The sequence below is a fragment of the Arthrobacter sp. NPDC056727 genome (assembly GCF_042790555.1).
GTDB lineage: Bacteria > Actinomycetota > Actinomycetes > Actinomycetales > Micrococcaceae > Arthrobacter.
On record NZ_JBHTZA010000048.1, the window covers coordinates 1 to 9,750 of the forward strand.

At 59.7% G+C, this 9,750-nt stretch carries 8 protein-coding genes; 7 read left to right on the plus strand and 1 reads right to left on the minus strand.

Going from position 1 to position 9,750, the window contains the following annotated elements; translation table 11 throughout:
• The first annotated feature begins 195 nt into the window (after positions 1-195).
• From ACFRAH_RS23995 to ACFRAH_RS24010, 4 genes are all read left to right on the plus strand, one after another.
• Entirely contained in the window at positions 196-1,305 is a 1,110-nt protein-coding gene (locus tag ACFRAH_RS23995) for a tyrosine-type recombinase/integrase (protein ID WP_377993400.1), read from the plus strand.
• A 617-nt stretch (positions 1,306-1,922) separates the two neighbouring features.
• Positions 1,923-3,749: a tyrosine-type recombinase/integrase gene (locus ACFRAH_RS24000; RefSeq protein ID WP_377993401.1), complete on the plus strand. Its 1,827-nt coding sequence runs from the start codon at positions 1,923-1,925 to the stop codon at positions 3,747-3,749.
• Complete coding sequence (locus tag ACFRAH_RS24005) at positions 3,746-4,309, plus strand: hypothetical protein (protein ID WP_377993402.1); 564 nt, start codon at positions 3,746-3,748, stop codon at positions 4,307-4,309. The genes ACFRAH_RS24000 and ACFRAH_RS24005 overlap by 4 nt, the downstream gene beginning before the upstream one ends.
• Before the next feature lie 81 nt (positions 4,310-4,390).
• Positions 4,391-5,776, plus strand: a complete 1,386-nt coding sequence (locus tag ACFRAH_RS24010) for a HEPN domain-containing protein (RefSeq protein WP_377993403.1) — start codon at positions 4,391-4,393, stop codon at positions 5,774-5,776.
• 30 nt (positions 5,777-5,806) lie between these two features.
• Here the strand turns inward: ACFRAH_RS24010 and ACFRAH_RS24015 are convergent, their stop codons facing one another.
• The gene (locus tag ACFRAH_RS24015; RefSeq protein ID WP_377993404.1) at positions 5,807-6,325 is read right to left on the minus strand and encodes a hypothetical protein; all 519 of its coding nucleotides are present in this window, start codon (positions 6,323-6,325) and stop codon (positions 5,807-5,809) included.
• A 363-nt stretch (positions 6,326-6,688) separates the two neighbouring features.
• On the opposite strand from ACFRAH_RS24015, the gene ACFRAH_RS24020 reads away from it, so the two are divergent.
• The 3 genes from ACFRAH_RS24020 (at position 6,689) to ACFRAH_RS24030 (ending at position 9,561) form a co-directional block, all read left to right on the plus strand.
• Complete coding sequence (locus ACFRAH_RS24020) at positions 6,689-7,954, plus strand: sensor histidine kinase (RefSeq protein WP_377993405.1); 1,266 nt, start codon at positions 6,689-6,691, stop codon at positions 7,952-7,954.
• The gene (locus ACFRAH_RS24025) at positions 7,951-8,604 is read left to right on the plus strand and encodes a response regulator (RefSeq protein ID WP_377993406.1); all 654 of its coding nucleotides are present in this window, start codon (positions 7,951-7,953) and stop codon (positions 8,602-8,604) included. The genes ACFRAH_RS24020 and ACFRAH_RS24025 overlap by 4 nt, the downstream gene beginning before the upstream one ends.
• Before the next feature lie 78 nt (positions 8,605-8,682).
• Positions 8,683-9,561 carry a hypothetical protein gene (locus ACFRAH_RS24030; protein ID WP_377993407.1) on the plus strand — a complete coding sequence of 293 codons (879 nt, stop codon included), beginning with the start codon at positions 8,683-8,685 and terminating at the stop codon, positions 9,559-9,561.
• The last annotated feature ends 189 nt before the right edge of the window (positions 9,562-9,750 follow it).

A 9,750-nucleotide genomic window follows, 5' to 3' on the forward strand; every position in this document is an offset into this window, starting at 1 on the left:
TTTTGTTGGGTCCAATAATGCTGTCGCGGACGTCGCAAAGTCCCACGGCTGAATATGTCTAAGACAGGAACTGTCGGTGTGTCGGGGACGTACTCAACGTCGCAAGTTCTAGCATCCTTCCCATGAGCATCATCCTCGTGATGAGGTGCAGGGGCTGAGCAGGGCGTGGCAACGTTCAGGTCGTTCCAAGTGATCATGCCTTCGGAGCTGCGCTACTGGACTGTCGTCGACCCCGCCTACCGGGTGGTGGTCGAGGCAGATGACTTTCTGCTGTACCACCGGCTCGGCCGGGATGGCGCGGAGTCCACCAGCCAGTCCTACGCTACGTCTCTCGCGCTGTTCTTTGACTGGGCTGCATCCATTAGTAAACCGTGGCGGGAAAGCGCTCCGTATCTCGGTCGCTTCATCTACTGGCTACAGCACTACTGTCCCGATCAAGTGCGCGCTGGTCGCAGCGACGCTGTTCGTGGGCCGCGGCGAGTCAACGCGATTCTGGCTGCGGTTCGGAGCTTTTTTCGGCATGCGGCGGCGGTGGGCCAGCTCGACCCTAAAGTGTTGGCGGTCGTTTATGACTCCTTCGATAGTCACTCGATGAACGCTATAGACCGGGGTGCCCATCCTCCCCGCGCGAGGGCGCGGCATCGTCTCTCCCAGCCGGCCTCTCCGGTCGCAAATGCTGAGGGAGAGGACATTGGCAGCCTGATCCGAGCAGCCAATAACGCCCGTGACCGATTCATTGTCATCGCCATGTGGCGCATGGGCCTACGCAGGGGAGAGCTGGCCGGTTTGCGCCGCTCTGACATCCACTTCGTGCCTGATGCATCCCAACTCGGTTGCGGCTTCAAGGGCACGCACCTTCACGTGGTACGAAGGACGAATCCCAATGGAGCTTGGGCAAAGTCCCGCCGCCAACGGGTGATACCGGCTGATTGGCTCACCGTTCAGGCCTATGACCAGTACATTGTTGAACGAGACCGTGTCGATCGTGGCGGACGGTCGGACTTTGTACTGGTGAATCTTTTCGCCGCTCCCGTTGGGGCACCGATGCGCCCTGGCGGAATCAACGAGCTCCTGGCCCGGCTATCGTCTCGCGCGCGGTTGAAGCGACCAGTTCATCCACACATGCTGCGCCATAGCTTCGCCACCAACGTAGCGGAGCATGGTGGCACGGCCGACGTCCTCAAAGAACTCCTCGGCCATGCATGGATCTCGTCCAGCGAGGTCTATCTTCACCCCTCACCCGGGAGGCTCCGCGCCGTCGTCGAGCGGATCCCCTCGCCTCGAAAGCTTGGGGAGAAACAGTGAGCTACCTGAGCAGCGGCAGCCGTTTCCGCGTTGAGGCGGTGGCGCCGAACAGCGAGTTGAATTTGTTGCATGCCGCCCTGCGGTCCGATTTTCTGACAGAGGCCGGGTGGAAGGCTGATGAACAAGTCTTGGCACCTCCAAGGAACCATCCGTTGCTTGGCATCCGGAAGTGTGCACGGAGGGACTGCAACACCAGCGTCGCCACCCCAGGCCACGACCTCTGTCGGGCCTGCGGTCGGGAGTTCGGTCGCGGACGCCTGCCCATCGAGAAGTTCGTGAACACTACGAGCGGCCGCCCGGTACGCGGCGAGAGGCTCTGCTGCGTCATTGACTGCCCTCGGCCAACCAATCAGCGAACGGGTCTATGTTTGGCACACGACTTCCGCTTCAAGCAGCACCCCTCAACAACGGTTGATGATTGGCTTCAGACCGCCCGGCCGACACCTTTGACCACCTTTGGACCATGTCGGGTGCCGTCGTGCGACCGCGTCGCGGGCGTCCCGAACAGACTTTGTCACCCGCATGCCCTTCGCTGGAGCCGGTCGCGTCGGACAGACCCACCGCCGGATTTGGAGGTTTGGGCTCGATCCCAGGAACCGCCCGCCGACAGCGGCCGCGTGGTGGTGCTCAAGGGATTACCAGATCAGGTGATCACGGAAATCCTCGCCGGACTGCAATGGCGGACCGATGACCATACCAAGACCTCCATGGTTGAGCTTCGTGCCCTGGTACGCCATGCCCGCCGACTCCAGGTGCACAGTATCTTCGATCTCCTGGATGACCCGATATGCGCGGAGTCCAGACACATGGCGGCCCTGATTCGCGCCTTGACTCTTGCCGTGCAACGGAGCCTGACGTCTCCGGAGCGAGAGCAACAACGAGATCGCTGGGATTTGGCGATATTCGGCGGCAAGGGGCAGATCAACTTCAAAGTCCTGTCTCAGCCATGGCTGCGAGAGGCGGCAAAACATTGGGTGCTGGAGGATCTTCCTTTGCACCGCGGACGACAGGCCACTGCCACTTCGAAACAGACAGTCCGCGCCATTCGGCACCTTTCCTGGAGCCTGCAGCACGGCCGCCCGGACCACGGACTTGAGCCCGGCGAGCTCGATCGCACCGACATCATCCGCTTCACCAATCGCCTGGCATACCTCGAACGCAACGGCGAGATCAGCCGCAATAAGCGCTACTTCATCAGCATCCGGGTTCGCCGCTTCCTCGATGACATCCGCTCCTTCGGCCTCACCCGTCCAGCACAGCCTCTAGCTGGGCTGCCGGACGACTTCCGGCTGCGACAAAGTGACGTCCCTAGACCGCCGGAGAGCACTGGCCCGGGCCGCGATCTTCCCATTCCGGTCCAACGATGCATCAACGAGCACTTGCCGGACCTGGAAGTACGCGCGGGACTGGACGTACGCCGTATCGTCGAAGTGCTGATCGACACGGGCCGCCGCCCCGAGGAAGCATGCCAGCTCCCTTGGGACTGCCTGGACACCACAGCCGACGGTCACCAAGTGCTGATTTACACAGACAGCAAGAACAACCGACCGAACCGTCGCCTCCCAATCAGCATCGAGACAGCAAACCTCATTCGTGAGCACCGCGAAAATGTCCACCAGCGCTTCCCCAACACACCACTGGACCAACTGGCCCTGTTCCCGCGAAACCAGCTAAACCCATACGGCATGTTCCACGTCGGGGTCCCGCACCTCGCCAAAGCCCACAGGGCATTCATCGACTCCATTGCAGAGCAGCTGATCGACGACGCCGGCCAGCCCTTTCCCCCCGCTGTCGCTGTGCCGTACTCATACAGGCACAGCTACGCTCAACGGCATGCCGATAATGGCACACCTCCCGACGTACTGCGCGACCTAATGGGGCACGTCTCAATGGAAACCACGATGGGCTACTACCGGGTGACTGAAAAGCGCGTCCGCCACGCAGTGAATCAAGTCGCCCAGCACCAATTCAACAGCCAGGGGCATCGTGTATTCGCCGACATCGCCGGGCTCGTCGCCGAAGAACACACCCGGTTACGCGTGGGCCAGATCGCAGTGCCGTTCGGCGTGTGCACCGAGCCCTCAAACGTCAAAGCCGGCGGTCATGCCTGCCCTTACAAATACAGCTGCATCGGATGCGGTCACTTCCGCAGTGACGCCTCTTACCTCCCAGAGCTCAAGTCTTATCTCCAACAGCTCCTAGCCGACCGTGAACGGATCCTCGCCGCGACGGACGTGCAGGAATGGGTCCGGGCCAAGACGGCGCCCAGTGACGAAGAAATCGAGCAGTTGCGTAGCCTGATCCGCCGCGTCGAGGACGACCTCGCTCACCTGAGCGCCGAGGACCAGCAACGGATTCAGGAAGCAATCAACGTGATTCGCAGTGCACGACAGAAGGTCTCGCTCGGCATGCCCTCAATCGGCTTTCAGGAGTTGAGGCCATGACGATTTCCGATGCTGGCCCCAGCGCGCTCACCATCGCCCGACGGCGCGACGTCGATGCCCGCCGCGCCCGAGTTACCCAGGCACTGGATGCCATGCGGACAGAAGGCAATGAAATCACCATCTCCTCCGTCGCAGCCCGAGCCAGAGTGCACCGCTCCTTTATCCACCGCCATCTTGACCTGCGCGCCGACGTTTACGCGGCCGCCGACCATCCATCCATAGCAGCGTCCGCGGCCACGCCGACCCGTCAAAGCCTCGATGCCGACAAAGTGAACCTGCGTGCCATTGTCCGTCGCCAAACTCAGCACATCGCAGACTTGGAAGCGCGACTGTCTGAAATCCTCGGCGAGCAGGCATACTCCAGAACGGGACTCGGCGCACCCAGCGACCACGCCGCCCTCGAGGGGCATAACCAAACACTACAAAACGAGATTCAGGAACTTCGGGCCAAGCTACAAGACCAGGAAGAAGAACTGGGCGCCGCCCGGGAAGCCAACCGCCAACTCATGGGTCATCTCAACCGGACATCCACAAGCAACCTGCCGCTCCCGCTTGGCTAAAGGATTGCGAGGGCGGCGGTCGGCTATACGGGAATTCGTGTGAGAGTGGGCCGGACAGGCGGTACAGGGAATACTGACCCAATGAGCGACTTCGATGGACATTTCGGACTGGACCTTGAACATCTGGTACCCGGAGTGCTGTGCCTGGAAGATGATGGGTCATTTGTACTCCAACTGACCGACTTCATATTCAAACCTGAGCAGTTAGATATGTCGCAACCAAACGTCGTGTCGTTCAGTGGAGATCCGGCCAAAGTTGTTGCAGATTTCATGCCCCGAGACATCGTTGGAGTGCTGGAGGACGGCGAGTCCGTAACACTCTTCCGTGCCCTCATGAAAGATCCGATGTTCCTATTTACGTCGGCCAGGCAGACCTTCCACGGTTCAATGGCTCTCGTTGGAGCACACCTGTCCAATGAACGTGACGATGTTTCCGGAATCAGATGGACTTGGCGGCTGCCGGCAGACATGGGCTTTCAGCAAGGAGCCTCCTCGGAAGCGGTCCCCGGCTTAATCCCGGGAGTCTTGGAAAAATGGGGTGGAGAACAAGGCCTAGGTTTCCAATTCAGAGCCACCAAGGTCACTCCAATGCAAACACTACGCAACCAGGTGCAGCTCTACTGCAGCCAGCTGCTCGGGTTGTGGACAGCCGAAAAGGTTCCCGGAGTTACCCATACTGAAGTTCTTGTCGGAAGCCGCTGGTGCGTCCTTCACGTTCAAGGCAGCGACCCAATTCCCCTTCGTCCCAGCAGATTCCTGCCGGCTCAGGATCTCTCCTTGGCCATGTTCGCCGCTTGGATACCCCTTGCTTACAAGGTTGATCCGTTTCCATTCATACTCAACGGCCTCACAAACACCCTGCAGCTCGACGCCCAAGTGTTAGCAACAGCACTGGAAGGTCTTCATCGCCGGCTTCACGTGGATAGGCCCAGACTCGTGGGGCTACCCCAACGCGCTGTGGAGCGTGCAGCGAAGCAAGCCCGAAATGCGGGCGTGGAAAAACTGCGGTCGGAAGGATACGGCGATGAGGATAAGGCCCACTCCGTCTTTAGAGAGACCTTGAGACACCTCAACCAAATGACGTACCAAGAGCGGGCGGTGGATCTGCTCAAACCCGTTCGACAAGTCGTCCCTAGCCTCTTCGGGCCTGATCTGCTGAAGTGGATCGGGATGGTGAAAAAAATCCGCAACCATCAGAGCCATCAACTTGCCCTTGAGTTTGATGAGCCATCCATCTCCCTCTACTACGTGACGGTCGAAAGCTGCCGATGGGCTATGGTCCTTCGGATTCTCCTCGAACTCAGCCCCGCATACGACTTCAAGGAAAACCTCGCGCGCTCGAATAGATTTTCCTTTGCCCTCGCCAACATTGACCGCGAAAATTTATGGCCGGAATTTTCCTCCCTCGCTGATTTTCACGCCCACGTCCAAGGAAGTGTCGTCGACGAGCCAAAAACGCTCCCTTGAGCAGTTCATCTACAAGTTAGTGCCCCGCTGCTAGCGAACCGATTCTCCATTGGCGTCCATCGGAAGTGCATCAGCACCGAAGACTAGAGCGCGATAGCGGGCCGCATCCTCACGGAGGTTGGCCGGCCACACTCCAGGGTTGTTGCTATACGTGATGTAGCTGGGCGTATGCATGATCTCTACATGCACCGCAACGTCTCCCAGTTCACGCCACCTAGTACCGGCGTCGACCAACGCCTGAACCTGGAACGGGGTCGGCCCAACTTGATTGAAGACCGGCAAACTGTCTACTGCGAAGTGAGCATGCTTCGTCACGACTTGGCGGGCAGGTACTGCATATGCATGTGCCATGTCCTCCATGTCGTCTGGCGTCGGGTCTACGGTCTTCCTGAATGACTGGCATTCCAGAACGACCTTTTTTCCCTCCTTGTCTGTCGTCACCAGCCGCAGAGCAGTGATTACACGTGGGCGCGCACCGGAATTGAACAGAATCACGGGTAGCCGAAGAACCAGACGTGACTTTTTCCAGTACCCACTGAATGTGATCACGGGGAACAGCTTTAGTCGACCCTTACGGGCTTGAAGCCAATAGAACGAGCCAACCGTGAAGAGAAGAGCGAGGCAGGATATGAATACTGGTGCTGTCATAGGAAGACAGTCTCACGAACCTATATGGAGGCCGGGCTTTATCCGCCAGCCGGCTTCCAACGTCTCAGGTGAGGTCCTGCTCATTTCTGCCAACGCATGTCTGGTTAGTACCGAACTGCCGCTCCTCGGGCAATGACGAGCTTGGAAACTTGGAGTCGAGGCTCCTGTGGGGAAGTCATCCGTTGGGTGGAACTTACTCGTCTTCCGGTTGGAAGTCCGAGGAAGCTGTCCTTGAGCCTGGCGTGACCCACTTAGGGTGAAGACATGTTCAATTCATTCCGGCAGGTCAGAGTGCTCAGGGCCCCGCTCAGTGCCGCTCTGCTGCTTGGGACACTACTAGTTCTCGAGCAGCGCACCTTCGACCGGAACACAGCCCTACTGCTCGCCCTTACAACGGCAATTGCAGTGGCCGAGCTGCTGCCATCAGTTGGGCTAGCGTGGGTTTTCTTTGCACTCCTCTTGCAGACCTTCAAGGTGTTCCCGCTGGTGCTGCTGTCCGGCGTTCTAAGCTATGTCGCCATTCCCCTGGCGGTCTTCTTCGCCACCGTCGCCTGGAAAGACCGGGCAAAGTGGATCCCCCCGGTCGCGGCGACGGCGTTCGCCGGCATCACGACGGTGAACTGGTTCTTGGATCAGACCTGGATCAGTTTCGTCTTCGGAAATCAGCTTTACGGCCGGGGGGTTCTGCGCACCATTGCATATGTCTTCCTGATTTTCGGGGCATTCGCTGCTTTGAACCTTGTGGCATGGGTTGCCGGCCACGCCAGCAACAACGCCGATAGGAGCCGCAAAGCCCAACTCGCGGCAGAGTCTCGCCTGCAGGAAGCGTCCACGGAACTCGTCCTGGAGAGGGAACGCAACCGGATCGCCAGGGAATTGCATGACGTGCTGGCTCATTCGCTAACCGTTATCGTGGCCCAAGCTGACGGCATCCGCTTCATCCATCGCACCGAACCTCAACTCGTTGAAGAGGCCTCAGAAATTATCGCTGCTTCGGCCCGGGCTGCCCTGGTTGAAACGCGCCGCCTGATCGAAGGTTTCGCCACGGACCTCAAGCACGAGCCGGGACAGCGAGCCGAAGACGTGGCGGCTCTCGCCGACCGGATGACCCAGAGCGGCATGCCCGTGAAAATCGAAACATCCGGCACCCCGTGGGACATGACACCAGCACAGCACCTGACCGTGTACCGACTGGCGCAGGAAAGCCTCACCAATGCCTTCAAACATGCGGATCGGTCACGAGGAGTGCACCTGCAGTTCCTCTGGAAGCCGGAAGCCGTTGAACTCCGGGTCCGTTCTTCTCTCCAAACAAGCACAACAGACACGAAGACCAGCGACAGTTCCGCGTTGGGACGGGGGCTGAGTGGAATGAAGGCCCGTGCCGCTGCAGCAGGAGGATGGGTCGAGACCATCAACGGGGAGGAGACATTCGAAGTCTTAGCCTTCCTACCGGCCACGGAAAAGTCGGCCTCTGACGCCCCAGACGGCCGAGTCATCTCGGCCCGGCCAGTGGAAGGAGCGAACGCATGACCGGGCCAATACGCGTCGTCCTGGTCGACGACCAGCCCCTCTTCAGTGCCGGCCTGAAAATGATCATCCGGAGCCAGCACGATCTGGAGTTCGTCGGGGACGCAGTCGACGGAGAGGCAGCGATCAAACTGGTCGAAGAAGCGAAGCCCGACGTGGTCCTGATGGACATCAGGATGCCGGTGATGGACGGTATCACCGCCACACGAAGAATCCTCTCCACAGCGAACACAGCTCCGCCAAAGGTCATCGTGCTGACCACGATCCAGCATGATGAAGCCGTAGTACGTGCCATCCAGGCGGGCGCGGCTGGATTCCTGACCAAAGACACGACCCCCGACTTCCTTCTGGCCACAATCCGAACAGTGCACTCCGGCCACTCTGTCATGGCACCGGCCCTCACCAACGAACTTCTCCGCGACTACACAACACCGGGCCCAGCTAACGACACAGCTCTGGAAGACCTCTCCGGACGGGAACGCGACGTCTTTCTGCTTGCCGCCAAGGGCCTGGGAAACGCGGACATCGCCGGTGAGTTGTTTCTCAGCGAAGCAACTGTGAAAACCCACGTCGGGAGCATCCTCGCAAAGCTCAAGCTCAAAAACCGGATCCAGCTCGTCGCCTTCGCCTACCAAAACCAACTGCTGACGTAGAAGCCACCACATCAGCCACAGGCCTTGAACCGAAACAAGGCCAGCCACCGCATTGCCAAAAACAACCTAAGGAGCACCATGAAACGAACCATCATCGGCGCGGCCGTCCTCGTCACGGGAGCAGCGGCAGCCTTGACAGCGGCCTCCATTCCGTCCGCTTCAGTCACAGCTTCCGCCGAACCCGTGCCCGGAATTGTCCGCCAGGCTGAGGCCTATGCTCAGGCGGACGCAACCGCTGAAAAGGGCATGCGAGAAGCTATCCGCGTGTGCATGGCAGGTGCGGGGTTCAAGTACACCCCACCAGCCACCATTCAAACCCTCGACCTCAGCGGGGCCATCGGTTTTCCCCGGCTAACCGTCGAGGCCGCCAAAGCGAACGGGTACGAGGGCGCGGGGGATCGAGGACCGCAGGAACCGGCCCAAGGCACGTCTGAAGGACAGCTCTTTTCTGACCCAGCTTTCATGGCTGCCCTCAACGGAAAGGGCAGCCCGACTACGGCGAGCACCGTCCAAGGAACCGGAACCGTGGCAGGAGGTTGTCGAGGAGAAGCCATGACCAAGATCTACGGCAGCGCCGACAACTACATGCTCGCAACGGGCATCGCATACAACTCCTTCTTCCCCGCCACGCTGTCCGCATCCGGCGACTCCGGACTCACCAAAGCCGTTCAGGACTGGCAAGGATGCATGAAGGAAACGGCCTACCCTTCCTTCAGCAATCCCCAGCAGGCATCGGATGCGGGTAAATCAGCCGGTGGCCAGGAGGAAATGAGGATCGCTGTGACTGACGCCGTCTGCCGGGAAAAAATCGGCTTCCACGCAGCCATCGACAAGGTTCTGGATAGGTACGTCACTACGCGCATGCGGGAGCTCGCTCCCCAAATCGAACAAGTCAAGCAGATCCGCGAAACAGCAGCAGCAAACGCCTCGGCCTTCACAGAAACTGCGGCACAGTAGCCGCAGCAACAAGTTCCAGCGGCAGCCTGTCAGTGTTCGGGGGTGACAGGCCGGCGCTGGTACACGGGCCATCCCAAAAGCGTTCCTCTCCGATGCTTAAGACGCGGTGCGCGACATCTGTAGCGGACCGGCCACCGCGCTCTCAACAGGCAAAACGACAGTAGGGTGGCACTGAGCACCGACAGAATA

What these genes read in the sequence shown, in the direction of transcription:
- ACFRAH_RS23995 (WP_377993400.1), top strand. Translation starts at nt 196, where the DNA reads ATGCCTTCGGAGCTGCGCTACTGGACTGTCGTCGACCCCGCCTACCGG.
- ACFRAH_RS24005 (WP_377993402.1), top strand. Translation starts at nt 3,746, where the DNA reads ATGACGATTTCCGATGCTGGCCCCAGCGCGCTCACCATCGCCCGACGG.
- ACFRAH_RS24010 (WP_377993403.1), top strand. Translation starts at nt 4,391, where the DNA reads ATGAGCGACTTCGATGGACATTTCGGACTGGACCTTGAACATCTGGTA.
- ACFRAH_RS24020 (WP_377993405.1), top strand. Translation starts at nt 6,689, where the DNA reads ATGTTCAATTCATTCCGGCAGGTCAGAGTGCTCAGGGCCCCGCTCAGT.
- ACFRAH_RS24025 (WP_377993406.1), top strand. Translation starts at nt 7,951, where the DNA reads ATGACCGGGCCAATACGCGTCGTCCTGGTCGACGACCAGCCCCTCTTC.
- ACFRAH_RS24030 (WP_377993407.1), top strand. Translation starts at nt 8,683, where the DNA reads ATGAAACGAACCATCATCGGCGCGGCCGTCCTCGTCACGGGAGCAGCG.